This is a genomic window from Bacillus sp. FSL R5-0431, assembly GCF_038002985.1.
Taxonomy (GTDB): Bacteria; Bacillota; Bacilli; order Bacillales; family Bacillaceae; genus Bacillus.
Window position 1 is genome coordinate 3,362,664 of record NZ_JBBOOG010000001.1, and the last position, 22,436, is coordinate 3,385,099.

The window sequence follows — 22,436 nt, forward strand, 5'->3', positions numbered from 1 at the left end:
TTCTCCTGCGAAAGGCCTCTGTTCTTTATTTAAATGTCGTTTCCCAATCAAATCCGATCGTCTCATCATTCCAAGCGATTCTCTTTTCATCTGGGTTTTTCGGATCATAGGATTCTGTCGTGAAATACACAATTTGCAGCGGCGTCTCGCCTAGTACCCGGTAGCCATGTGCGACACCCTTTGGGATGAGGAGCAGCATTGGATTGTCTTCCCCCATATAATACACGTCGGTTTCACCCTTTGTAGGAGAATCCTCACGCAAATCGTATAAAACGACCTGGGCATGACCTGCTGGGAAAAACCAAACGTCGTCTTGCTTTTCATGATAATGAAAGGCTTTGATCACTCCTGGAAAGCTTTTCGACCACGATGCCTGCCCAAAGCGTTTCAGCATCGGCTCATCATCTCGAATGAGCTCTGCAAAAAAGCCGCGATCATCACAATGTTTCATGAGTTTTTTCGTTTGTACACCATCAATCATGCTGATGCCATCTCCCTTCTTTCTGCAAATATTCGTGAAGTGCATCCTTCCAATGTCTTGGTTGCCAGCCTGTGGCTTCAATCGCTTGAAGGTCTAACACAGAATAGGCTGGACGAGGCGTTTGGAAGCCGTACTCTTCCGTGGAAATTGGCTCAATGGTCGTAGACAGGCCGCTTTTTGCGACAATTTCTGACGCAAAGTCAAACCAGGAACAGCTGTCTCGGTTACTGACATGGTAAATCCCTGCCTTCTGATCAAACAAATGAATGATTGCCTCTGCGACATCCTTTGTATAAGTAGGTGATCCTACTTGATCGTTCACGATGCGCAAATGATCCTTTGTTTCTGCGAGCCTAAGAATGGTATTCACAAAGTTATGTCCCTCATGTCCGTATAGCCAAGATGTACGGATGATTTTCACTTCGTCTGACACGAGATGAATCAATTCCTCACCAAGCTTTTTACTTTTTCCATAAATGGTTTGAGGATCTGCTTGTGCATCGACTTGGTAAGGGCTGTCTGCTTGCCCGTCAAATACATAATCTGTACTGACATGTAACACATCAGCCCCCACGTTCTTTGCCTCCAGCGCTGTATAATAGGCGCCAATGCCATTGACAAGATACGCCTTTTCCGTTTCTGTTTCACATTGATCAACAGATGTATATGCTGCTGCACTGACAACAATATCAGGCTGAAAGTGTCTCATTGCGTGTCTGACTGCTTGCTGGTCTGCGATATTGAGCATACTCCTCGTTAAGGCAATGACGGTGATATCTTTTTCCTTGAGCTGTCTGCTCAATTCTTTCCCTAGTTGCCCGCCTGCACCGGTGATTAAAACTTTCATCCGTCACCCTTCTTCGCCCTGATCAAATTTGGCACAATACCAATTGATCGTTTTTTCAATACCTGCTTCAAATGACGTCTCCTGCGTCCAGCCGAGCTCCCGTTTCAGCTTACTGGCATCAATGGCATACCGTCTGTCATGCCCTTTTCGATCTTGAACAAACGCAATACGGTCATGACTGATCCCGAGCTGCATCAGAATGGTCTTGGTCAAATCGAGATTCGTTTTCTCGTTGCCGCCGCCAATATTGTACACCTGCCCAGCTGTTCCGCTTTCAAGGACCCGCTTTACAGCTCTCGCATGATCCTCTACATACAGCCAATCGCGAATCTGCTGGCCGTCTCCATAAATCGGGACCTTTTCACCATTGATCGCTTTTCTAATAATAGTCGGTATTAATTTTTCTTCATGCTGATACGGTCCGTAGTTGTTGCTGCATCGTGTGATCATCGCGGGTAATTGGTGAGTGTGGATATAAGATTTCACAAGCAGATCTGAACTCGCCTTGCTTGCTGAATAAGGATTATTCGGTGAAAGTGGTGTTAGTTCTGTGAAAGCAGGATCATCCAGCTCCAAATCTCCATATACTTCGTCTGTTGAAATATGAATGAGTTTTTTCGCCTTTCCTTTTAAGACTGCCTCCAGCATACGATAGGTGCCGAGCACATTGGTTTGAATAAAGGGCTCAGCCGATTCAATACTGCGATCAACATGGGATTCCGCTGCAAAATGAATGATGGCATCATAGACTTCATCAAATGCTTGATCCAACTCATGCTGAAGGGTGATATCCCCTTGAATAAAACGAAAATGAGACAGCTTTAATAATTCATCCATCTCCTCTGGATGACTGGCATATGTTAACTTGTCAAAAACAGTGAGCCGGACATCGGTTTCCTGAAGCAGCAGCTTCACAAAATTTAGTCCAATAAATCCCGCTCCGCCTGTAATTAAATAAGACTTCGTCATTCGTATCCCTCTTTTTTCTTCATCGTTTCAAACATTTTCGTAGATGCTTGGTGGAGAGATTCATGTGTTCCTGCATCAATCCACCACCCTTTTAACATATCATAGGTCAGCTGGCTATTTGAGATATAGAGATTGTTTACATCTGTAATCTCTAATTCGCCTCGATCTGACGGCGAGATTTTCTCTATATATTGAAAGACTTCTTGATCATAAAAATAGATGCCTGTGACGCAGTAAGATGAACGCGGATGCTCCGGTTTTTCCTCAATTGATAAAATCCGGTGGTGAGCGGCATCAATTTCTGCAATGCCAAACCGCTTTGGATCTGCCACTTCTTTCAACAGAACCTTCGCTCCGCTTTCTTGCTGCTGAAAGGCTTCAACAAAAGGGCTTAGCGAATCCTCAAATACATTATCACCTAGCATCAGCACAAATTTCTCCTCTTCTACAAAGGGCTTTGCATAGGATAAACCGTCCGAAATTCCAGAAGCTTCAGGCTGTACCTGATAGACAATATTCATCCCGAGTTCCTGATCGCCTTCAAGTAGCTTTTGAAACAGCGGGATTTGTTCTTCTTGTGATATGACCATCACATCTAAAATCCCTGCTTCTTTCAGTTTGAACAAAGACCAATAAATCATTGGATATGGACCAACCGGCAATAAATGTTTATTGAAAATCTTCGTTAAAGGTGCCAGTCGTGATCCCTTTCCTCCTGCTAAAATAACTCCCTTCACATCTACACATCCTTATGTTCTTTTTGGTGATGATTCATGAGGTGTATAAGAATGTTTTTCACTCGTTCGGTTCCTTTTCCATCAATGAGTGACCGTCCATTGAGATGAATGCTCCTGCGGAGAAAGTAACTGGCGGATATTCTTTCAACAGCACGCCATATATCCTTTTCATCCACAAGGTCACCTAATCCAAGATGGTGGCAGGCTCCCTTTTGTGCAAAACGAGTGGCTGTCACTGCTTGGTGGTCTACTTGCGAAAGGACAATGCTGGGCACCCCGATACAAACTGCCTCATATAACGTCATCCCGCCAGCAACAATCGCCAGATCGGCTTCTGCAAGACGGGCAGGTAATTGATCCGTATGGCGAATGAATTGAATATGCGCAGCCTCGATTTGTTCTTCGATGCGAGAGGCTTTTCCTGTAACCGCTAGAATGTGTAAATGGCCAGCTTCGAAGAGTGCTGATACAGCCTTTGATAACAATCCGCCTGGATCACTGCCTCCAAGGCTGATAACCACCTTTTTGCATTCTTTTCGAACCTCATATGTGTCTTTTAATCTGCTGACCTCGTGATCTAACAATAAATAAGGTGTTCCATAAAAATAGTCCGTTCCATTTACTTGCAGACGCTTTTCGTCCAGACCACCATAAATGCCGTTCACGACAGCATCAGCAAGCTGGCAGGCTTCTGCTCTTTCTTCTTCAAATAAGACCAGCCTTGCAGAGCCGGAGGACGCTTTGATCGATCGAAGAAACTGGAGGTCACAATCAAGCACATCAATCAGCAGAAGATCAGGATTCAGCTCTTTTATATCCTGCTCCATTTGAAGGATTACGTTTGGTTCCTGCACTAAATGAACGTGCCAAGCTGGATGCGAGAGCATTTCTACACAAATCTGTTCATTTGTATAGAAATATAAGTCGTTTCCTTCTTGAAACAATTCTTTTGCCAGCCGTCTCATTCTGGCGACATGCCCCATCCCTCTTAAAAAACCACCGTACACAACAATCATGATTTTTTTATTCATTCAGCATCCTTCTGTCTCACAAATTGATTCAACCGAACAATATCAGGATCTTGTTCACAAATGGAGATAAGCTCAGCCGTAGGCACAGCAATAGATCCACCAGCTTTCTCAAGTAAACGGGTGGCAAATACATAATCTTCTTCTGTATCAATCGTGAATCGATAAGCAGGATATGCGAGTTCTTTGGGCGGTGTGAATAATTGCAGTTGAAATCGCTCAGGATGCTTTCGGATATACAGAGTGACATGCTCACGCTCCGGCTGCGTAAGGGGAAAATTGTCGATTTCACGTAAAATTGATGCGTCGATCATTTCCCCGGAAATACCGAGTGGCGTTCCAGTCGTATACGTGTAATCAGCCTTCTTCTGTCTATGTTCTTCAACCATTTTCGACAAAAGCGCTGGATCTATAAATGGATTATCTCCCGTTAAACGGACAATGGTTTGCGGTTCAAAATGACGGACAATCTGCGCAAATCGCTGCAGTACATCTATCTCACTACCGCGAAATACCTTATAGCCCTTTGATAAACAATATTGAGCCAACAGATCATCCTCTGCCTCGACTGTTGTGGCAATCATGAGGTTCTGGGTTTTGTGATTGTAATGATCTGATTGCTTTACCCGTTCAACAATGAAATCGATCAGTGCCATACCGCCGATCGGTTTCATCACCTTTTTTGGCAGCCTTGTTGAGCCCATTCTAGCTTGTATGACAAAGAGCACATCATTGATCATGCTCGGACTCCTGCATGAGCACATCTTTCCACGATACGCCTGTATGGGCTGGGATGTCTCTCACAGCCTTGGCGCCAAGTAAAATCTCCATGTACCGCGGATGCAGACCTTGGCTTTTTTGTCCTGGACGTAATACGGCTATGTTTTGTGCTGTCAAAGTCTCGCCCTTTGCAATACCTTTTGTTGTAAAAATCCCTCGATACGCAAATTTACGAATCTGCCCTTCAATGGCTGCTGTCGTTTTATAAGAACTGCCAAGGATCTCCTCTGACAGAGGATGAGCGTCTGTTTCTGATTGATTTCGGTCCTTTTCCGCCGCTCGAATATGCTGAACCATTTCCTTTAATTCTTCTGGATCGAGCGCAAAGGAATGATCGGCCCCAGGCAGCGTCTTATCTACCGTGAAATGCTTTTCAATCATGGCTGCCCCAAGCTTCACAGCGGCAACAGGGGCTTCAGTTGGATGCTCACTATGATCAGAAAAGCCAATGACTGCCTCAGGAAAAGCCGAGGCTAAGGTTTGAAGCACACGAAGATTCGTGTAAGCTCTAGGTGCTGGATACTTTGCTACGCAATGCATAATGGCGACTTGATGGTTTTGCTCGCTTGTAATCGCCTCATATGCTTCATGAACATCTGCAATAGTGGCTCCGGCTGTTGAGAAAATGATGGGCTTTTGAAAAGAAGCCGTGTGACGCAAAAGAGGCAAATGATTGATTTCATAGGATGCCAGTTTGAAAGCCGGCGGATCGGTTTGATTCAATAGATCCGCAGATTCTTCGTCACACACTGTGCTTAAAAACATCAGCCCTTTTTCCTCACAGCGCGTCAATAAAGCTGGCAGCCATTCTGGCGGCAGCTCCATTTGTTCGACTAAAGAAAAAATGGATACCTCTTCTCCCTTGGCTGTTTCGTATAAACCCGGTTCCTTTTGATACATCCGATCAGCTTGAAACATTTGAAACTTCACTGCATCGGCACCTGCTTCTTTTGCCACATCAATTAAAGCAAGCGCCTGATCCAGCTTTCCATCATGGTTAATGCCTGCCTCTGCAATGATAAAAACAGGCGCGCCATCCCCCACTTTGCGATCTCCAATATAGAAATGCGCCATCTTATCTCTCTCCTTTTTTCGGCCATACATGGTAATACAAGAAGGCATTTGTTGTTCTAAAGCCCATCTTTTCGTACAGCTGAATGGCGGTTGTGTTATGCAGCTGTGTTCCGGCAGAAATAAAACGATGCCCTCTCTCATAAGAGACCTTCATCATCTCGATAAACAGTTTTTTCCCGATCCCTTTTCCTTGTACATCCGGTCTAATCGCAAACAGCTCAAGCGCCATCTCATCGCCCTTGGTCATCCCTTGTATCAAGCCCACGACTTCATCGTTCACCTTTGCCACGAGATTGATATCTGCACGTCCGAGCAAATTGTTTCTCATCCATTCTTGATAGAAATGCTGGACGACATTCTGGTCTAAAAATGGATCGAGTGCATACCGGCTTTTCACAAAAGCCTGATGACCAAGTGAAACCGCCTCATCGTATTCCTTTTCATCCGGCAGACTTATCAACACATCTTCACCTGTTAATGGCATCTCCATGTGAACAGGCGGCGCCTCAAGCCGAGTGAGACCGCCTACATAGTACACATGTGACAGCCTTTGGACGATCCGATTTTTTTCAAGATCAGCCGCTTCAAGACGTAAAAAGAAAAAATCGCATTTTTCTGTTCTCATCCAATTGATGAAGCGCTCCATCAATTCTTGAAAAGCAGATGATGACTCAGCTTCCGCAAACTTCACATGAAAAATATGCTGATCAAATATGCCGCTTTCCCATTTTGACCAGTCGAATAACAGCACCGCTTTGAGCTGGGCGCCACTGACAAGACCAAACTGCTTGAAGCCTTTCATTTGTTCAGCTTGTTGGCCGTATTTCTCCAGCCAAGAGGACAGCACCTGATCGTCTATTGCATGAACGGCCTTCATGAAGATGCCTTCTGATCTTTTAAAATAGACAGCACCGCAGTGATGACATCCTGCACATCTTCATCGGTCATACTTGGATAAAGAGGCAGTGAGAGAGTCCGCTTATAGTAAGCGAGTGACTCAGGGAAATCCTCTGGTGAATAGTGGTAGGTTAGTTGATAGTATGGATGCAAATGAACAGGGATAAAGTGAACACTCGTGCCGATTTTATACTCCTTTTGCAGCTGATCAATCAGCTCATCGCGTGTGATGAATGCTTCTTTTGGATCCACTTGCAGTACATACAAATGCCATGCATGTCTTCCCTCATGATGGACAGGCGGCAAAATCAGCCCTGCTTCTTTTTGAAATGCCTGATTGTATGTTTTCGCAATTTGTTCTCTCCGTGCCTGCATATCATCCAGACGTCTTAGCTGGACAAGCCCTAACGATGCCTGCACATCAAACATGTTCATTTTATAGCCAGGTTCCTCGACCTCGTAGTACCATGTTCCTTTTTCTCCATAACGATTCCACGCTCCCTTGCTCATCCCATGGAGTGCTAGTCTTCTGATTCGTGCGGCAAGTGCATCATCATTTGTCGTCAGCATGCCGCCTTCTCCAGTCGCTATGTTTTTCGTCGCATAAAAACTAAAGGCAGTCGCATCACCAATCGCTCCAATGGGCTGACCATGGTACGTTGTATACAGAGCATGAGCGGCATCCTCGAGCACAAATAGATCGTACTTTTTGGCAATGGCTAAAATCCGGTCCATATCGCACGATTGACCAGCAAAATGAACAGGGACAATCGCTTTTGTATGTGGTGTAATCGCCGCTTCTAGTTTCTCTGCATCGAGATTGAGAGTCGCTGGGTCAATATCGACAAATACAGGTGCTGCCCCTGTATGAATGATCGTATTGGCTGTTGCGCAGAATGTCAGAGGCGTTGTAATCACCTCATCCCCATTCCCAATCCCTCTAGCCTTTAAGGCTAAAAATAAAGCAGCCGTACATGAATTGACAGCGATCGCATGTTTTGCACCGGTCAGCTGCCGAAACTCTTCTTCAAACTGTCTTACTTTTGGTCCGGTTGACAGCCAGCCGGATTTTAATGTTCCAATGACTTCGTCAATTTCTTCCTGCTCAATCAACGGCAGGGCATAAGGAAGAAATTGCGCTCTCTTTTTTTCCATATCGCTTGCACACCCCTATCTTCATCTCTGAAAATCCACACCTGTTTTTGTTTTAAGCAGAGAAAGCAGAACATCGGTCGATCGCGCATGCGGATAATGTTGTTTAATGAATTGAGCTCCTTGCTGCTTTGCCAGCTTCATCTCTTGATCATCCGACAAAATACGAATGGCTTTCTCAGCCAGTTCAACAGGGTTTTCCATATGATAGCTGCCAAGCGACTCGTAATAAGGGTATCTTCTGCCTTCTGTCATTTTCCCGATCAGCACACTCTTTTCAAAGAGCATTGCTTCAAGACCGACGGTTGATGTGAGCGTAATGACCATATCCATATATGGCAGCAGGTCATATAAGTCGATATCTTTTTTAATCAATCTCACATGATTTCCAGCTCGTTCAATGGACACATACTCATTTAATCGGTTTCGGGCAATTTCCCACGGATGCGGCTTCATGATCAACTGAATGTCTTTCCGTTTTGCAATCGTTTTAAGAACATCACCATAGAAGGCTTCTGAGAACGGCTGCGTTGCCACAAGCACGGTCTTTTTGGCAGGATTGAAGTTCAATTTACGAAAGATGAGTTCCTGTTGAAGCGGCGTTCGATCCTTCACCAAATCAAACCTCGGATGACCTGTGATCTCCACCTGTTCCGGCTGACAGCCTTTGTCTACATACCAGTCCTTTTCATACTTTCCAAACACCCCATGGCACGTCGTGAAAATCGGCAAAAAGGCTTCGTCTCCCATAAGTGCGCCGTGCTGAAGACAGATACTCGTGAGCTGGCGTTTCACTGTTTGCAGTGCCAGTACGCGGCTGTAAGCATCCTCCGTCGTCCCCACAATGACGGCTGCAATTGGCTCCATCTGAAATAGAACTTCTGTCTGGTCAATCACATCAATAAATTGCACAATGTCCTTCCGAAGCTTTTCTCTAAAAAAGACATTGCCAAAGACGGGGTGCTTTGCGTAAGGTTTAAGGAGAGCATTTGCTTTTTCAATATATTCAGCATGAGCTTCTTTATTAACCTCTCCGGCTAATTCCGGCTTGCTGATGACGGGTAAACCGAAATAATCTGCCTTCTTCCAGCGAGCGAGCACCACCGTTTGACTCGGATGGAACCGCGTGTAATTTTGTTCAGTAAAACGCAGATGTTCAAAGTGAAGCAATACCTTTCCATTCGCCGGACGATAAGCAATTCGCTTGATCTGCTGCTTATGTTGATCAAAAAATGGCTGAATCTCTTCCGGCAATGGACAATCGGTTGTCAATTCTTGACCGAATGCTTCCTCCTCCATGCGTTCCCTCACTTCAGGACTGATATATTGATAGAAATTGCTGATCAACCCAAGAGGAATTTGTTTATACGACAAATCCTTCATGAGATTCACATACTCAAAGTACACCTGCCAATAATGATGAATATAGTGCGACACTTCAGGTCACCTCCCATGTCTTTGTTTTAATATGTGGCGGAGCTCCCAGCAGGTAGACTGCTCAGGAAGTGCTTGAATAAAGGCACTTTTCTCTTCTTCTGCCAGCTGATAGTGAATCGACTGTTCTGTGATGTAATTTGTATCTAAAACTTCATCAAAGGGATAGAACGGATAAAAATGATTTAATCGAAAAAAGAACCGGGCATCTCCTATTCGATAAAAATGCGGACTCTCGTCCCAGTAAGACCCAAATTCAGCTTGAATCTTTGATAAAATAGATGCACGATGAACGACTGAGCAATGATCAATGGCACAGGGTGCATTCCATTGCACCGTTTGCGCAGGTCGAATCGTTTCCTTTACTGGCTCTTTTTTGCTATTTAAATAGATTACTTTCGATGCAGAATAGACAATATCCTCACCTGGTCGTGCATCTAGATAATGAGTGAGCTTCTCTAAACGGTCCGGGGCATAGACATTGTCATCTGTGGCATAGGAAATATACTCGCCCTTTGCCAGTTCTAATGCTTGATTAATCAGGACGGCGTATCGGGTTTTCACTGTTCTCTCCTCCAGTGATTTGACACCGCTTTGGATAAAATGAACACGGGGATCTTTGCGAAAGGGCTCAATCGCAGCAAGGGTTTTTTCGTTTGAACCATCATCCATGATAAATAGTTCAAAGTCTGACAGCGTCTGCTGCAAGACCGCTTCAATCGATCTGCCGACGTAAGCCGCCTTGTTGTAGCTCGTCATAATGACAGTTACTTTTGTCAAAGTTTTCACCTCGGTCTCTTTCAAACTATGTTTATCATATGTTTCTCCTCTTAAAGAGACTGTAGAATGACCTATTTTTTATAAAATTGTATTTTTTTATCGATCTACCTTTGAAAATTGCGAACTTTTTGGTAATATAAGTAATCATTTATGTGTATTAAAGGAGTAAAGAACATTGGAAGCTATGAAGAATGATCACTCCCAAGAAGAGGAAGCAAAAGGTTTTTTTCGATTTTTTAAAATTTTCGTCGCAACAAAAACGATTATTCGCTCATATCAACGTTCCTCTATTCCAATTTGGCTGATGATGCTCCTTGCAAGTATTGCTGGTACAGGCTGGGTCTACGAAGGTTATTTTAGCGAGTATATGGGCAATCATATTCCGTTCCCTTTTATTCTGTTACAAGGAGCGGGATATGGTATTCTTGCAGGCAATCTGGTTCTATTTTTCGGTGTACTCATCCTAAAGTGGTTAGGGCTTCTTTTTTTCGGCAGTCAACCGGCATATCGAGATGTGCTCAAAGCCTGCACGCTGACGGTCTTTTTCCCTTCTGCTTTATTTTCACTCAGTTGGATTTTCACTATTGGAATGCTTGGTCCGTATACGTTTGTCAAAATCTCACCTTATTTAGATCAGCATTATGAGGTTTGGTATTATCTCGATCTTTTGACACTGATCGAGGCTTATGCAAAGACGTGGATATTTGGAATGACTGTTTTAGGCATTGTCGCTGTGATGAAGCTCAGATTATGGCAAGCCTTTCTCATTGTGATCACACCGCTTGCGGCATGTTTTCTTATCATTACACTTTTATTTGGTGTCCAGCGCGCTGTAAATTGGATGATGTAAGGAAGGTTGAGCATCATATTCGTGAGCAACGAAACGCAGACCTGACAAAGAACGCGAGGGTTTGCCCACGCCTAAGGAACTGCACAGCAGTTCCTTTTTTTCGTTCAATGTACATATTCTGCCCTCCTGTCTCATAGTGTGAAAGAGAGAAAGAATGCTATGGAAACAACAGGTGCTTAAGCGCCTTCTGTTTAGAACACCATGAGGAAAGAGGAGGAACGTTATGAAATTGAAAAATCAATTTGGGCAAGGTTCGGGTTTCGAAGGTCAAGATTTTCGCCAGCAGCAATATGGAGCAAATCCGTATCCTGCGCAGCAGATGGGTTATTCAGTCCCTCCCCAAATGCAGGGTCAAATGCAAGGACAAATGCAGCAGGGATTTTCACCAATGCCATCTACCGGCACTTCACAAGGAGGCCAAGGAACGCAGGGCGGCGGCCAGCCGTATCAAATTCCTTCTGGACCGATTTATCAGCAGAATGTCACTGGTCAGCTGCCAATCGAGCAGTCCTATATTGAAAATATTTTACGATTGAACCGCGGGAAGGTAGCCACGATTTACATGACGTTTGAGGCGAGTAAGGAATGGAACTCGAAGATTTTCAGAGGCGTCATTGAAGCTGCAGGACGTGACCACATTATCATTAGTGATAACAAGTCAGGAACACGATACTTACTATTAACGATCTATCTTGATTACATTACGTTTGATGGGGAAATTCAATACGACTATCCATACTCTATGTCCACGTATTCTCCGAGATAGATAACGCCACATATAGCAAAAGCAAGGAGCAGGCGCCCTTGCTTTTTTTTGACTAGGTTTTTGACACACCTCTAGGGCGCTGGTCATAAGATGCCTAGTAGTTTTTATCAAACGCCTAGAGGTGAAATCAATGACTGTTGAGCTGGATTATACATCACCGAATGTTAAATATTCATACGATCTGAATCAAAGCCCACTTGTGAAATACGATCAGCATAACCTGATTAATGTTTTAGGAAAAAAACAATTAAACTCGTTGGATCAAGTATCCCTGCTGGATATATATTTGAGTAAAAGCAAAGTCGTAGAGCCTCATTATCATCAAAATGCCGCAGAGCTTGTTTATTGTATAGCCGGTTCTGCTGCCGTCTCGATGCTGAATCCATTTACAAAAAAACTGCACACCTATACCATCACCCCTGGACAGGTGGCAAACGTACCTCAAGGCTGGTGGCACTACGAAGTTGCCCTTCAAGACAGAACTCATTTGTTAGCCATTTTTAACGCATCTACGCCAGAAGTGATCCTAGGCTCAGACCTTCTCACCCTCACCCCTCCTCACATCATGGCACATACGTATTGCATGAACGAAACACAGTGGAAGCAGGCGACGCAGCCTGTGAAGCCAAGTGTGTTTATCGGACCATTTTGCCACAGAGAAGAGGAGGCACAAACGCATCCTGTCCCTCCGTCTCACTACATCCCTTATTATCAAGCACCGCCAAACTATGCCCCTTACTGGAATTAAGAAAAAAACCGATGCCCCTCTCAGAGCATCGGTTTTTTGGCTTATAAATTTTTTGCTGCTGCAATGACAAGCATGATCCAAGAAGCGATAAACGCCACTCCGCCAATTGGGGTAATGGCACCTAGAATCTTCACCTGTGTCAATGCCAGCACGTAAAGGCTTCCTGAGAAGAAAAGGATACCTGCAAGCATCACCCAGCCAGCGGTTGGAACTAGAGAAACACCTGACAGCTTATCTGCAAGAAAGGCGACAATAAATAATCCAATCGCATGGAACATCTGATATTGAACCCCTTTGTTCCATATGTCTATATACTTTTCAGGGATTTTCCCTTCCAGACCGTGCGCACCGAAGGCTCCGAGTCCAACAGCTAGCATGGCATTAATCGCACCTAAAATGAAAAATAGTTTCATTCGTCATTCTCCTTATCTCGTCAATTATGTTTATCATAGCGCGGGTGACAGACGACATTCAACTTTCCCTTTACGTTGACACGAGATTGTCGGATTTCTTTTTCTTTCGTAACAGGACTTGATCGACCGCGATCGCAATGAGTGTACCTAGAACAAGACCATTGCTTAATAATGAAATGAGCACAGGATGCATGCCTTTCAAGGCTCCCTGCGGTACAAACATCGCCCCTACACCTGCTAAAACGGCAATCCCTAGGACAAAGCGAATCCGCGGAATTTCTTCTTTCTCATACTGATCAAACTCAGACATCGCAATCCCAATCATCGAGGAGAACACCACAAAGTTTACAGCAAGCCCCACAGGTGATGGCAGTGCGGAGAAAAAGCTCATGAGCAGCGGGAACAAACTAATGAGTACAATGAGCAGACTTCCTATGAAAAATGGCTTTCTCGATGGAATTTTCGTTGTCTGTATAAATCCTGCTGCCCCGGAAATAGGTACAGGCGCAATGGCACCGATCAATCCGCTCAGTAAGTGACCAAATGCTGCGACAAAACCAGCCGGCCGAGCTCTCTTCCGCTCACGCAGTTCACCAAATGCCTTCACTGAACTTTCCACAATTCGAATACTTGCCAGCATGTTCACAATGAGTAAGATCGTAATGAAAAAGGACGTGACAAGTAGTCCACTGTCAAAGACCGGCATGCCGAATGGGAACAGCTTCGGAAACTCGATGATTTTTTCTGGAATTCGAACCGGCTTTGCCAACCCGAGTAGAGCGAATAACAGCCAGCCTCCTGCAAGGGCAAATAACACAGAAAACTGCCTTAAGTAATGCCATTTTGAGCGGCTGATCATGAAGGTAAGGATAATAATCAAGATCGATAAGCAAAAGACAAGCCCGTCCACCTGATTTCCTCGATAGCCGATGCCCATCAGCCCTTTCATGATCGGCTGACTTAACTGCACAACTAGCAGCAGCAAGTAAATGCCTGTGACGACTGGCGTAAATAAAGACGCGAGCCAATTAATGATTTTAAATAAACTAAAAATAAAAAAGAAAGCGGCACTAAAAATTAAAGCCCCCTGTAAGGCTTGCAGGGTTTCAGGATACGTCGCAAAAATTGTTCCTGTCATGCCTGCATAAAGGGTATACACACCCCACCAAAGCCCTGCTGGACTTTCATTGATCGGCAGCATATGGCCGCATAAACACTGCACCATCGCCACAAGACCAAGTGAAAAGAATGTACTTTGAATCAGCTCCGCTGACTGCACTTGGTTCAATTCAAACGCTTGTGCAATCGCAATTGGTACGGCAATAGAAGCTGCGATAAAAAATGCCATCCACTGAATGGCGCCCAAAAATAGTTTCAAACCGATCACCTTCCCTTTGTCGTAACAAGACCATTAAAAATCAAAGATAGAGTCGCCGTTCCCATCCTTCTCTTTTTGCCCCTCTTCTTGATGCTGAAATTTCTTCGCACCACTCGCACCCATCAGTTTCTCAAGCATGGCTTGATCTGAGGATACGGGCGGCGCAGACGGTGTCTGTATCGAAGAAGGTGGAGAGATAACCGGCGACTGCGGCATTTGCACCTGTGATGGTGCATCGAGAATGACCTCACATAGTGAAGAAATCGCTGCCACATGACGTTTCACCTCTTCATCATTTCCACTTTGTTTCGCCTTTTGAACCGCTTCCTCCATTTTTTGAAGCAGGCTTGATATATGAATATTCAAGGGTAGACCCTCCAATCTAAAAAAGTCTCTTTTCAACATTATTTTACCAAATGAACAAACGAAATGGGTTCATTTTTTCAAAGCAGTGCGCTCCCGCCTCTCTTATTTGACCCGTCATAGCCCTTCACACATAATAAAAGGAACAAAATCGTCTATGAAAGGATTGAATAATGGACAAACTCACTGCTCTTTTTCAGAAACAAAAAGTCTTTCAAAAGCCGCCGGTTCAAGAACGCATCCGCCTCCTTAAAGACTTAAAAGCAGAAATCAAACAGCATGAAAAGGATATTTTACAAGCCTTAGCCCATGATTTACATAAATCCGAACAAGAAGCCTATACAACAGAGATTGGGATGGTATATGAAGAAATCAATCATACCATCAAGCATCTTCACAAATGGGCAAAGCCAACACGCGTGCGAACACCTCTGACTCATATCGGATCGAAAAGCATGATCATCAAAGAACCTTACGGCAGTGTGCTCATCATTGCCCCTTGGAACTATCCTTTCCAATTGGCTCTTTCTCCATTAGTCGGAGCTATTGCTGCGGGTAATGCCGTCATCTTAAAACCGTCTGAGCTGACGCCGCAAGTCTCACAAATAATCAGCGCAATGGTGGAACGTGTATTTCAAGAAGACCATGCAGCTGTCGTAGAAGGCGGTGTAGATGTCAGTACAGAGCTGCTGAAACTGCCCTTTGATTATATCTTCTTTACAGGAAGTGTGGCAGTCGGCAAAATCGTCATGGAAGCCGCCGCAAAGTATTTGACACCTGTCACACTTGAGCTTGGCGGAAAAAGCCCTTGCATCGTCATGCCTGATGCAGACATCAAACTAGCGGCGAAGCGAATCACTTTCGGCAAATTCACCAATGCAGGGCAAACATGCATTGCGCCAGACTATTTGCTCGTTCATGAGTCCATTAAAGAGGACCTTTTGCGGGAAATGACAGCTTGTATCCGGGACTTTTATGGTGAACACCCTGAAACACATCCGCACTTTGGGAAAAATGTCAGCCAGCGTCATTTTGACAGACTCTCACAATTCCTCTCAAATGGAACGATTGTCACGGGTGGACAGCGCAATGAACACGAGCTCAAAATCGCTCCGACCATTTTAGACCACATCACATGGGAAGATCCCGTCATGCAGGAGGAAATTTTCGGACCGATTCTGCCTGTCATGACCTTTGATTCTCTGCATGAGGCAGCGCATATGATCAAAACAAGGCCGAAGCCGCTTGCTCTTTACTTATTTACAACAAGTAAAGAAACAGAATCCTATATCCTAGACCATCTCTCATTTGGCGGAGGATGTATCAATGACACGCTCATGCATGTCGCTACTCCTTACCTGCCATTCGGAGGCGTGGGCGAAAGCGGCATGGGACGATATCACGGGAAAGAAAGCTTCTTTACTTTTACACATGAAAAAAGCGTCCTGCGCCAAACCAATCGCTTCGATTTTTCCTTCCGTTATCCAAATGCGAAAAACGGACTAGACTTGGTTCGTAAATTTTTAAAATAAACAGGACGAAGGGGCTCTCCCCTCGCCCTCTTTTCACTCAATACCTTGGATACACCAGTTGATTTCTTCGATCCCCATTTGCTTTAAATACGCGTTTACCTTTGAAAACGGACGACTGCCAAAAAAGCCGTTTCTTGCAGAAAAAGGACTTGGATGAGGTGACTCAATGATGTAATGCTTGTTTTGATCAATGCGTTCTTTCTTATTTTGAGCATGTCTTCCCCATAACACAAAAACGACGGGCTGATCACGTTCATTCAGCACATCAATGACACGGTCTGTCACACGTTCCCAGCCCTTGCCTTTATGCGAGTTCGCCTCGCCCTTTCTCACGGTCAGCACAGTGTTTAAGAGCAGCACACCCTGCTCTGCCCAGCTCACAAGTGAGCCATGATTTGGAACAGGACAGCCAAGATCATCCTTTAGCTCCTGAAAAATATTTCTCAATGATGGCGGATGCTTCACGCCAGGCTGAACAGAAAAGCTTAATCCATGTGCCTGACCTGGGCCATGATAAGGGTCTTGTCCCAAAATCACCACTTTGACCTCTTCATAAGACGTCAAATGAAGCGCACGATAAACGTCATCCGGTTTCGGAAAAACGGTCTGCGTGCGATATTCTTCCTTCATCCATTCACGTAATTCCTGATAATACGGCTGTTCAAATTCACTTTTCATCACAGCCCACCAGCTATCATTTAAAAATGGCTTCATTGGGGTTCTCCTCCTTCTATTTGCTGCGTTAGTCTGGAGATCATCGGTTTTCCGTCCCACACAATCTCACTCTCTGATTCTCGTTTTTTCATCGCTGGTTCTTCTAATAAGACAGCAAAGTTAGCTGTCGGCAGGTCACCCAGCTCATGCTTTTCACTTAGATCATCTAAGTAGTTCTTCCTTGTTTCACCAAGCTCACTAGACTGATTCCCACCGCCGTCAAAAAACGCATAGATCACGCTGGCAGCTGGCACTCGTTTGACACGGGCATGCTGTGATACACGCAAAAAGAAGTCCCAGTCCCAATAATGATGCATCGCTGGATCAAAGTAGCCAATCTCATCGTGTATACAGCGTTTGTACATACTGCCGGAAGGAACATAGGTAGAAAAAACACGCATATCCTCAATAGCTGCTGTATAAGCAAATAAACGCCTCGACACCGGGAAACGGGTCGCGCCTTTTTCTTCAAATGACACAATTTCTGCATCAGAAAAGACAAAATCGGCGTCCTCCAGCGCCTTACTCATACGTTCAATATGACAAGGTGTAAAGTAATCATCGTCGTCACTCAGCATGATGACATCGCCTGTCAGCTCCCGCACCCCCACGTTTCTAGCATTCACATGCTGGACATTCTCATCTAAATGGATCAAGCGGATCGGAAGTTCAGAGTAGAGTTCCTGGATGATGTCGACTCGCTCTCCTGCATCATTCACGACCACAATTTCAAAAGGCTGTACAGTTTGTCTCGTAATGGATTCAAGCAGCTCACACAGTGCGCTGAGCCGGTTATGTGTCACAATTAATAAGGAAATCTTCATATTCAGCTTACTCCTTTAATAGATTCGTCTTTTTCCATTAAAACATAAAATGACGTTCTTCTCATGATATAAAAGGCGGTTTGATGTGACGGGAAAATGGGAATTTTTGATGAAAAGGAGTGATCACGATGGAATACTTCACAGTAGAAAATAGCAAAGAAGCCAAACAGACCATTGAACAAATACATTCAGCAAAGGATGATATTTTCGTTTTTGCGTACGATCCAGAACGCTCTGATACCGTCACAGAGCATACGAATGCCAAAAGCATGACAGCGGTCGATCAAGGGATTTTAGATCAAATCGCCAATGTCATCCGCACCCGGGATGACGAGCTCATGGCCAAAATGATGTCGGTTGGCGCGGATCAGGAATTAGCCTTAACACTTTTAGACGAACTGAAAAAAGGAAAATTGGTGATATGTAAAAGGTAAGGAGAAAGGCGTTCCTCCTAGGGTGGAACGCTTTTTTATGTCGTTTCATTGTGATAAATGGAAAAGCTGATTATAATAAGGGATAGAACAGTAACTGTTACACATCACATTGGAGGTTCAGCAACTATGTCTATGAATAAAGCACTCACCATCGCAGGGTCGGATTCAAGCGGCGGTGCAGGTATCCAAGCAGATTTAAAAACGTTTCAAGAAAAAAACGTCTACGGGATGACAGCTTTAACCGTTGTCGTTGCAATGGACCCTCATAACCATTGGGATCATCAGGTGTTTCCAATTGATACGGCGACGATTCGTGCGCAGCTCTCTACCATTGTAGAAGGCATTGGGGTAGATGCACTGAAAACGGGTATGCTCCCAACGGTCGACGTGATCGAACTTGCAGCTGACACTATCAAAACATACGACCTAAAAAATGTCGTCATTGATCCTGTTATGGTTTGTAAGGGTGCGAACGAAGTTCTTTACCCAGAGCACGCTGAAGCGCTGCGCGAAAAACTCACACCACTGGCAACCGTCATCACGCCTAACCTTTTCGAAGCAGGTCAATTAAGCGGAATCGGTGAGATCAAAACGATTGAACAAATGGAAGAAGCGGCAAAACGCATTCACGAACTTGGTGCCAAGTATGTGGTCATCACGGGAGGCGGTAAGCTAAGCCAAGATAAAGCGATCGATTTGCTTTATGATGGACAAACCTTCGAACGCCTTGAAACAGATAAGATCGACACAGAATACACACACGGCGCAGGCTGCACATTCTCAGCAGCAGTCACAGCTGAACTGGCAAACGGCTCAGACGTGAAAGAAGCCATTTATGCAGCAAAAGAATTCATCACAGCTGCCATCAAAGGCTCTTTCCAGCTAAACGAATACATCGGACCAACAAAGCATTCTGCTCATCGTGTTGACAAATAGAACAGAAAAACCCGATTCGCCTTGTTAATGGGCGAATCGGGTTTTGTTTTTAACATGTTTTCTCTAGATCGTTCAATTGATTGGTGAAACCAGAATGATCTACCTGTGGTGCAATGTTTTCTAGAAAGCGAATGAACTCACGACCAGAATCAATGAAATGACGCACAAATTCTTTATAATCGGCAATCAAAATTTGATTTTCAAGCGATAACATCACTTCATGATCAGATTTTTTTTCTAACTGTATCTCTAATGGAACACTCGGATAATATATTTTTCCATACCCTTCTTCCACATATTCCTCAAAAATATTTGTGTAATAATGCCACAACTCTTCTATGTAATCAGGATTTTCAAAATCCTCAATTCTTCCTTTTTTTCCATGATCGAACGTGATTGTCCCTTCTAAATTAGTAAACCCTTGTTCCATAAAATCTTCTTTCTTAGCAACGAATTTCTTGATACTCTCAATGTCACGAATTGATACATATCTCTCTTCATTTTCTATATAAATATATGTTTTAATTTTCACCTTATAATCTCCTTTAACATTAAGATTTAGGATATAACTGACGCATATGACCATTAGAAACGCCTAGGACATATTTCACTCCATCTACTTTACCTTCTACTTGTCCTGAAACTTTTATTTTTGATAACTTCGTTCTATTTTGTTTTGCCACATTAATTGCTATACGTTCTATATCCTTAACAGAAAGTCGACTATCAAAAAAAGTTTGGGTCTTTTTAGATGTTCCATTCCAATACTTAGGATGATGCCTTTCTAACATATGCTTCATATCACTCTTCGTTATCTTATACGTTTTTGATCCTGCTTTATATGTAGCACCTTTATAATTTTTCAAACTATTTACAACTTTTGACTTAGGTGCTTTTTTAAACGTTTTCGTTCCTACTTTAATTAATTTAGAGCCACCTTGCAATACTAAACGACCGACTAACACCCAAAATGCGTCAGTTTCTTTATAGCCAATTTCCAAATGACTATTTTCTTGACCGAGAACTAAAGCCATTTTTGATGGCGGCATCGAGTAGTCATCATTTTCTTTAAGATAAACAGAAGGTGCAAATAAAGAAATCATTAAAGTAAACAAAAGAACGACAGCTATTTTTTTTCTCATTAATACTACCTCTTTCTTAAAATAGTGAAAAACAAAACTACAAATTATTCCCTACCATTTTAGGTAAATATTAATTTTAACATATTCGTAAAAAAAGCCCAATTCATAAAATCATATAATTTTATGAATTGGGCTTTCTCTCTCTTTTCTAACTAAAATGAAAAATCTTAATGATAAATCACAGGCTAAGATAGTTATAAATAATTTTTTTCCACACTATAACTTAAATAAAAATGAAACAAAACATCACATTTCGTTACTTTTGCTGATCAGATTCTTTCGCCATTTTTCGAATAAAGGCTTCAATGGATTCAACAAATAAGGCATATTCTTTCATTTGTTTATACGTATCTGACAGCTTCTCTTTTAATTCTTCCTGCTCTAGAGAAGGTTCACCGAGAATAGATTGGACTTGAATGAGCAATTCTTTATATTCTTCACGTTTATCTTCAACATGATCTGCCATTGTCTCCAAGCGTTTTCTAGTCGTCGGCTGCTGTTTTGAATTCAAGTAAACAACCCCTTTTTGTCCTTCCGCATTTGGATAAACGTCAGCCTCAGCTGGATATATTTTAAAATGATACCATAATTCCACTTGTTATCATATATGTAAAACGTCATCAAACCGCTTCAGACCACCCTTGTATATACATGTTATAGGTTCTAAGATACAGGCGGATTTCACTAGAAAAAGCAGATCATTGATCTGCTTTTCTTTGTAAATGCCATGTTTTCAGTTTCAGCTTTGTTTCATTTCTGCCACTGATCGAGATTGATTTATTTCCCGGGGAAGGAAAGTAACGTGCAGTAAATACTTCTCGGCCTCCGTTTACAAAAATCTCAATCGACGATGCATCGATAAAGATGTGAAGGTCGTGTAATTCCTCTATTGCCACTTCTCGAACTTCTTTTGTTCGATCTTCAAATCGATCTCGCTCTAATGTTAATTTGCCTTCATCTTTATCATAAATGATACGGGCTGCCGCTCGAATACAGCATTCAAACCCTTTTTGTGTGTCAATTTGATCAATGAATACCTCTGCGCTTGTAATATCATCTACAGGAATCGATTGGACGGAGCGTTTGATATGAAAAACATTCTCTTGTTCATTGGTTCTCATCGCCTGGAGCTCAGTGACTGGTTTTTGAATCAGATGTCCGTTATCATCTAAACGCAGCTCTCTCGGGATCGTGAGGCAGTGTATCCATTGATACGAAATCGTTGGATGATGCTCTTCTCCTTGATCAGGCACCCCCATCCATCCGATTAAAAGACGTCTGCCTGATTCGTCTAGAAAGGTTTGCTGCGCATAGAAGTCAAAGCCGCGGTCCAGCTCCTCAAACGCTCCGTGCGTATATTGATAGGTATGATCATCCAATCTCCCAACAAAATAGCCTGATTGATGTGTATTATGATATTTTAAGCCATCCGACTTTAACCCTTGAGGCGACACAATCAATACTTCCCGGCCATCTAATTCAAATAGATCTGGACATTCCCACATATAACCGAAATCCTCTAATCCATTTTTTCCACTGCCAGCAATCATGCCTTGAAACGTCCAATTGTCTAAAGTATCAGAGGTAAACAAGACGAGATTCCCTTTCAGGTCCAGGCTTTGTGCACCAAGAACCATGTACCACTGGCCATTTCGCTTCCATACTTTCGGATCACGAAAATGGGCGGTGAATCCTTCTGGCAGCGTCGCCACGACACCTTTTTTCTGAAAATGAATGCCATCTTCTGAAACAGCTAAACATTGATATGTCTCACGGTTTCCTTGTTCATCGCGAACGTTTCCAGTGTACATCACATACATCTGTCCATCGTCAATGACTGCGCTGCCAGAATAACAGCCGTTTTGATCAAACCAATCACTTGGGGCAAGGGCGGCTTCCTCGTGCTGCCAATTCACTAGATCTGTCGATGTGTAATGGCCCCAAAATTTTGCGCCGTGTCCCGTTTTGAATGGCTGCCACTGATAAAAAACGTGGTAAACCCCTTTCCACTGAATCAACCCATTCGGGTCATTTAAAAGACCAACTGGCGGCATTAAATGAAAATGCTGACGGTACACATCTTTTTTCACCAAATGCTCATAGTTTCGAATACGGTCTGCTACCTTTTGACGAAGTGCTGCGTCAGTTGTTGTCATG

At 43.5% G+C, this 22,436-nt stretch carries 26 protein-coding genes; 6 read left to right on the top strand and 20 right to left on the bottom strand.

The genetic code is table 11. The features are described from left to right. Window positions 1–25: 25 nt before the first annotated feature. Genes MKZ03_RS17345 through MKZ03_RS17395 form a run of 11 tightly spaced genes read right to left on the bottom strand, consistent with a single transcriptional unit; the run spans window position 26 to window position 10,179 of the window. Window positions 26–481: a dTDP-4-dehydrorhamnose 3,5-epimerase family protein gene (locus MKZ03_RS17345; RefSeq protein ID WP_060597527.1), complete on the bottom strand. Its 456-nt coding sequence runs from the start codon at window positions 479–481 to the stop codon at window positions 26–28. Continuing rightward, on the bottom strand, window positions 474–1,328 hold the full coding sequence (rfbD, locus tag MKZ03_RS17350; protein WP_060597528.1) for a dTDP-4-dehydrorhamnose reductase: 855 nt from the start codon (window positions 1,326–1,328) through the stop codon (window positions 474–476). Before rfbD ends, MKZ03_RS17345 begins: the two co-directional genes overlap by 8 nt. A gap of 3 nt (window positions 1,329–1,331) precedes the next feature. Further along, the gene (gene rfbB, locus MKZ03_RS17355) at window positions 1,332–2,297 is read right to left on the bottom strand and encodes a dTDP-glucose 4,6-dehydratase (RefSeq protein WP_341032501.1); all 966 of its coding nucleotides are present in this window, start codon (window positions 2,295–2,297) and stop codon (window positions 1,332–1,334) included. Next, window positions 2,294–3,034 carry a sugar phosphate nucleotidyltransferase gene (locus MKZ03_RS17360; protein ID WP_034660377.1) on the bottom strand — a complete coding sequence of 247 codons (741 nt, stop codon included), beginning with the start codon at window positions 3,032–3,034 and terminating at the stop codon, window positions 2,294–2,296. The genes rfbB and MKZ03_RS17360 overlap by 4 nt, the downstream gene beginning before the upstream one ends. A gap of 2 nt (window positions 3,035–3,036) precedes the next feature. Continuing rightward, window positions 3,037–4,065: a PseG/SpsG family protein gene (locus MKZ03_RS17365; protein WP_307500446.1), complete on the bottom strand. Its 1,029-nt coding sequence runs from the start codon at window positions 4,063–4,065 to the stop codon at window positions 3,037–3,039. Further along, window positions 4,062–4,802: a cytidylyltransferase domain-containing protein gene (locus MKZ03_RS17370; RefSeq protein ID WP_034660381.1), complete on the bottom strand. Its 741-nt coding sequence runs from the start codon at window positions 4,800–4,802 to the stop codon at window positions 4,062–4,064. The genes MKZ03_RS17365 and MKZ03_RS17370 overlap by 4 nt, the downstream gene beginning before the upstream one ends. After that, on the bottom strand, window positions 4,792–5,916 hold the full coding sequence (locus MKZ03_RS17375) for an N-acetylneuraminate synthase family protein (protein WP_066031582.1): 1,125 nt from the start codon (window positions 5,914–5,916) through the stop codon (window positions 4,792–4,794). Before MKZ03_RS17375 ends, MKZ03_RS17370 begins: the two co-directional genes overlap by 11 nt. Window position 5,917: 1 nt before the next feature. Continuing rightward, window positions 5,918–6,793, bottom strand: coding sequence for a GNAT family N-acetyltransferase (locus tag MKZ03_RS17380; RefSeq protein WP_341032502.1), 876 nt, complete (start codon window positions 6,791–6,793; stop codon window positions 5,918–5,920). Beyond that, entirely contained in the window at window positions 6,790–7,968 is a 1,179-nt protein-coding gene (locus MKZ03_RS17385) for a DegT/DnrJ/EryC1/StrS family aminotransferase (RefSeq protein WP_066031580.1), read from the bottom strand. The genes MKZ03_RS17380 and MKZ03_RS17385 overlap by 4 nt, the downstream gene beginning before the upstream one ends. Window positions 7,969–7,989: 21 nt before the next feature. Further along, window positions 7,990–9,402: a capsular polysaccharide export protein, LipB/KpsS family gene (locus tag MKZ03_RS17390; RefSeq protein WP_066031579.1), complete on the bottom strand. Its 1,413-nt coding sequence runs from the start codon at window positions 9,400–9,402 to the stop codon at window positions 7,990–7,992. Window positions 9,403–9,408: 6 nt separating this feature from the next. Beyond that, window positions 9,409–10,179, bottom strand: a complete 771-nt coding sequence (locus MKZ03_RS17395) for a glycosyltransferase family 2 protein (protein WP_066031799.1) — start codon at window positions 10,177–10,179, stop codon at window positions 9,409–9,411. A gap of 184 nt (window positions 10,180–10,363) precedes the next feature. Here MKZ03_RS17395 and MKZ03_RS17400 point away from each other — a divergent pair, with 184 nt between their 5' ends. From MKZ03_RS17400 to MKZ03_RS17410, 3 genes are all read left to right on the top strand, one after another. Further along, entirely contained in the window at window positions 10,364–11,029 is a 666-nt protein-coding gene (locus tag MKZ03_RS17400; protein WP_307500702.1) for a YIP1 family protein, read from the top strand. A 223-nt stretch (window positions 11,030–11,252) separates the two neighbouring features. After that, window positions 11,253–11,795, top strand: a complete 543-nt coding sequence (gene gerQ / locus MKZ03_RS17405) for a spore coat protein GerQ (RefSeq protein WP_066031577.1) — start codon at window positions 11,253–11,255, stop codon at window positions 11,793–11,795. A 130-nt stretch (window positions 11,796–11,925) separates the two neighbouring features. Beyond that, the gene (locus MKZ03_RS17410) at window positions 11,926–12,543 is read left to right on the top strand and encodes a cupin domain-containing protein (protein ID WP_066031576.1); all 618 of its coding nucleotides are present in this window, start codon (window positions 11,926–11,928) and stop codon (window positions 12,541–12,543) included. Window positions 12,544–12,584: 41 nt separating this feature from the next. Here MKZ03_RS17410 and MKZ03_RS17415 read toward each other — a convergent pair whose 3' ends face one another. The 3 genes from MKZ03_RS17415 to MKZ03_RS17425 form a co-directional block, all read right to left on the bottom strand. Next, window positions 12,585–12,956, bottom strand: a complete 372-nt coding sequence (locus MKZ03_RS17415; protein WP_060597537.1) for a DUF423 domain-containing protein — start codon at window positions 12,954–12,956, stop codon at window positions 12,585–12,587. Between the two features lie 70 nt (window positions 12,957–13,026). Further along, window positions 13,027–14,334: a purine/pyrimidine permease gene (locus MKZ03_RS17420; RefSeq protein WP_034660390.1), complete on the bottom strand. Its 1,308-nt coding sequence runs from the start codon at window positions 14,332–14,334 to the stop codon at window positions 13,027–13,029. Window positions 14,335–14,367: 33 nt separating this feature from the next. Further along, a complete protein-coding gene (locus MKZ03_RS17425) occupies window positions 14,368–14,700 on the bottom strand; it encodes a YwdI family protein (protein ID WP_034660391.1) in 333 nt (110 codons plus the stop codon). Between the two features lie 170 nt (window positions 14,701–14,870). Between MKZ03_RS17425 and MKZ03_RS17430 the strand changes: the two genes are divergently transcribed. Next, window positions 14,871–16,229, top strand: coding sequence for an aldehyde dehydrogenase (locus MKZ03_RS17430; protein WP_341032504.1), 1,359 nt, complete (start codon window positions 14,871–14,873; stop codon window positions 16,227–16,229). A gap of 33 nt (window positions 16,230–16,262) precedes the next feature. On the opposite strand, the gene MKZ03_RS17435 is transcribed toward MKZ03_RS17430, so the two are convergent. Both MKZ03_RS17435 and MKZ03_RS17440 read right to left on the bottom strand, forming a co-directional pair. Beyond that, entirely contained in the window at window positions 16,263–16,943 is a 681-nt protein-coding gene (locus tag MKZ03_RS17435; protein WP_034660393.1) for a uracil-DNA glycosylase, read from the bottom strand. Further along, window positions 16,940–17,767, bottom strand: coding sequence for a glycosyltransferase family 2 protein (locus MKZ03_RS17440; protein WP_341032505.1), 828 nt, complete (start codon window positions 17,765–17,767; stop codon window positions 16,940–16,942). The genes MKZ03_RS17435 and MKZ03_RS17440 overlap by 4 nt, the downstream gene beginning before the upstream one ends. A gap of 128 nt (window positions 17,768–17,895) precedes the next feature. On the opposite strand from MKZ03_RS17440, the gene MKZ03_RS17445 reads away from it, so the two are divergent. Further along, window positions 17,896–18,201 (top strand): general stress protein, encoded by a 306-nt coding sequence (locus MKZ03_RS17445; protein ID WP_034660395.1) that lies wholly within the window; start codon window positions 17,896–17,898, stop codon window positions 18,199–18,201. 126 nt (window positions 18,202–18,327) lie between these two features. Then, the gene (locus MKZ03_RS17450) at window positions 18,328–19,137 is read left to right on the top strand and encodes a bifunctional hydroxymethylpyrimidine kinase/phosphomethylpyrimidine kinase (protein ID WP_034660396.1); all 810 of its coding nucleotides are present in this window, start codon (window positions 18,328–18,330) and stop codon (window positions 19,135–19,137) included. 49 nt (window positions 19,138–19,186) lie between these two features. On the opposite strand, the gene MKZ03_RS17455 is transcribed toward MKZ03_RS17450, so the two are convergent. The 4 genes from MKZ03_RS17455 to MKZ03_RS17470 all read right to left on the bottom strand — a co-directional run bounded on the left by MKZ03_RS17455 (window position 19,187) and on the right by MKZ03_RS17470 (window position 22,435). Beyond that, a complete protein-coding gene (locus MKZ03_RS17455) occupies window positions 19,187–19,669 on the bottom strand; it encodes a hypothetical protein (protein WP_106043034.1) in 483 nt (160 codons plus the stop codon). Between the two features lie 19 nt (window positions 19,670–19,688). Beyond that, the gene (locus tag MKZ03_RS17460; RefSeq protein ID WP_106030641.1) at window positions 19,689–20,279 is read right to left on the bottom strand and encodes a hypothetical protein; all 591 of its coding nucleotides are present in this window, start codon (window positions 20,277–20,279) and stop codon (window positions 19,689–19,691) included. Window positions 20,280–20,535: 256 nt separating this feature from the next. Then, window positions 20,536–20,790 (bottom strand): hypothetical protein, encoded by a 255-nt coding sequence (locus MKZ03_RS17465; RefSeq protein WP_008359596.1) that lies wholly within the window; start codon window positions 20,788–20,790, stop codon window positions 20,536–20,538. Between the two features lie 187 nt (window positions 20,791–20,977). Beyond that, entirely contained in the window at window positions 20,978–22,435 is a 1,458-nt protein-coding gene (locus MKZ03_RS17470) for a sucrose-6-phosphate hydrolase (RefSeq protein ID WP_106030642.1), read from the bottom strand. Between the last annotated feature and the right edge of the window lies 1 nt (window position 22,436).

What these genes read in the sequence shown, in the direction of transcription:
- MKZ03_RS17345 (WP_060597527.1), bottom strand. Translation starts at nt 481, where the DNA reads ATGATTGATGGTGTACAAACGAAAAAACTCATGAAACATTGTGATGAT.
- rfbD (WP_060597528.1), bottom strand. Translation starts at nt 1,328, where the DNA reads ATGAAAGTTTTAATCACCGGTGCAGGCGGGCAACTAGGGAAAGAATTG.
- rfbB (WP_341032501.1), bottom strand. Translation starts at nt 2,297, where the DNA reads ATGACGAAGTCTTATTTAATTACAGGCGGAGCGGGATTTATTGGACTA.
- MKZ03_RS17365 (WP_307500446.1), bottom strand. Translation starts at nt 4,065, where the DNA reads ATGAATAAAAAAATCATGATTGTTGTGTACGGTGGTTTTTTAAGAGGG.
- MKZ03_RS17370 (WP_034660381.1), bottom strand. Translation starts at nt 4,802, where the DNA reads ATGATCAATGATGTGCTCTTTGTCATACAAGCTAGAATGGGCTCAACA.
- MKZ03_RS17375 (WP_066031582.1), bottom strand. Translation starts at nt 5,916, where the DNA reads ATGGCGCATTTCTATATTGGAGATCGCAAAGTGGGGGATGGCGCGCCT.
- MKZ03_RS17380 (WP_341032502.1), bottom strand. Translation starts at nt 6,793, where the DNA reads ATGAAGGCCGTTCATGCAATAGACGATCAGGTGCTGTCCTCTTGGCTG.
- MKZ03_RS17385 (WP_066031580.1), bottom strand. Translation starts at nt 7,968, where the DNA reads ATGGAAAAAAAGAGAGCGCAATTTCTTCCTTATGCCCTGCCGTTGATT.
- MKZ03_RS17400 (WP_307500702.1), top strand. Translation starts at nt 10,364, where the DNA reads ATGAAGAATGATCACTCCCAAGAAGAGGAAGCAAAAGGTTTTTTTCGA.
- gerQ (WP_066031577.1), top strand. Translation starts at nt 11,253, where the DNA reads ATGAAATTGAAAAATCAATTTGGGCAAGGTTCGGGTTTCGAAGGTCAA.
- MKZ03_RS17410 (WP_066031576.1), top strand. Translation starts at nt 11,926, where the DNA reads ATGACTGTTGAGCTGGATTATACATCACCGAATGTTAAATATTCATAC.
- MKZ03_RS17415 (WP_060597537.1), bottom strand. Translation starts at nt 12,956, where the DNA reads ATGAAACTATTTTTCATTTTAGGTGCGATTAATGCCATGCTAGCTGTT.
- MKZ03_RS17430 (WP_341032504.1), top strand. Translation starts at nt 14,871, where the DNA reads ATGGACAAACTCACTGCTCTTTTTCAGAAACAAAAAGTCTTTCAAAAG.
- MKZ03_RS17435 (WP_034660393.1), bottom strand. Translation starts at nt 16,943, where the DNA reads ATGAAGCCATTTTTAAATGATAGCTGGTGGGCTGTGATGAAAAGTGAA.
- MKZ03_RS17440 (WP_341032505.1), bottom strand. Translation starts at nt 17,767, where the DNA reads ATGAAGATTTCCTTATTAATTGTGACACATAACCGGCTCAGCGCACTG.
- MKZ03_RS17445 (WP_034660395.1), top strand. Translation starts at nt 17,896, where the DNA reads ATGGAATACTTCACAGTAGAAAATAGCAAAGAAGCCAAACAGACCATT.
- MKZ03_RS17450 (WP_034660396.1), top strand. Translation starts at nt 18,328, where the DNA reads ATGTCTATGAATAAAGCACTCACCATCGCAGGGTCGGATTCAAGCGGC.
- MKZ03_RS17460 (WP_106030641.1), bottom strand. Translation starts at nt 20,279, where the DNA reads ATGAGAAAAAAAATAGCTGTCGTTCTTTTGTTTACTTTAATGATTTCT.
- MKZ03_RS17470 (WP_106030642.1), bottom strand. Translation starts at nt 22,435, where the DNA reads ATGACAACAACTGACGCAGCACTTCGTCAAAAGGTAGCAGACCGTATT.